This is a genomic window from Trinickia mobilis, from assembly GCF_017315705.1.
Classification (GTDB): Bacteria; Pseudomonadota; Gammaproteobacteria; order Burkholderiales; family Burkholderiaceae; genus Trinickia_A; species Trinickia_A mobilis.
In genome coordinates this window covers 65917-66900 of the sequence record NZ_JAFLRF010000022.1, presented here as the reverse complement: position 1 = coordinate 66900, position 984 = coordinate 65917, and the positions used below count along the sequence as shown (strand labels likewise).

Annotated in this window: 1 protein-coding gene; it reads right to left on the bottom strand. The window is 56.1% G+C overall.

Annotated elements, in window-relative coordinates; all coding sequences use genetic code 11:
• Positions 1-715: 715 nt before the first annotated feature.
• On the bottom strand, positions 716-984 hold a 269-nt coding region (locus tag J3489_RS24930), incomplete at its 5' end, for a hypothetical protein (protein ID WP_207002632.1).

Genomic DNA, 984 nt, shown 5'->3' with positions numbered 1-984 from the left:
ACCGGATGTCCCGAAACCGGGCGCCAGGCAAGGGATGTCAACGGTTTACCACTATTTTGTCAATCCGGTGTGTGGGTAAGACCCGGCAGAACGACCTTTTACGAAACGGGAACAATCTTTGCCGGTAACCCATTAGCAGGGCTGTGCCTTATCGCTAACTCTGCGACCGGAAGTTGCTCATGCCCGCCCGGTACGAAATGGATTCAAGAAACAGGACAGACATTCCACAATCAACCGTGGGACGGGACTGTCGACGCATGCGTTGAATAGGTAAGAGGGTGGGCTGCTCGCAATCGCGCATGCCACGCGGCGCCCATCACCGTCATTGCCTTGTCAGTCCGGCGTGTGGTCTCCGGCCTATGCAAATAGCACGATTCTCATAAGCGGCAACGATCCCGGGTGTGCGGGCTATTACGGATACTGGGATGCGATGTCGACGGCAACTTGCCCCTCGGGGTACAAGGTGAGCGGTGTCGGATATTCTCGGGGCACCTATTGCCCCAGCAATGGCAACGGAGTCGGACTTTCAGGTGTCGTGCCGTACGACACGTCGGTAGCGGTGTGGCCCGTTGATGGCTATTCGTACACGCATGTCGCAATAGCGAAATGCACGAAGTGAAGCCCCCCCGAGCTAGTCGTGGGAACACCGTCTATCGCGTCGAGTGTGAGATCGCCTATGCGCCTTGCGGCACGCAGTCGATCTGTTATTAGCAAGTCAATAAAACTTCGAACACACGACCTGATGATAGTAGCCGTAATCAGATATGACGCCTTGCCCACATCCTGCAAACGCTGAGCCGCTTTGCCCCGTTGCAGAGTTGTTGAAAACCTGCGTCTCACATGAAAACTCTCCGCTTGGGATCTCAATTGCATTTGACGACATGGCGGCATATCCGGCCGGGCAGTATCGAGTCGCGCCGGTTGCTCCGAAGCTCTCCACCCAAGCGACGGTGACGGTGTCAGGTATCGGTTTGAACGCCTTAG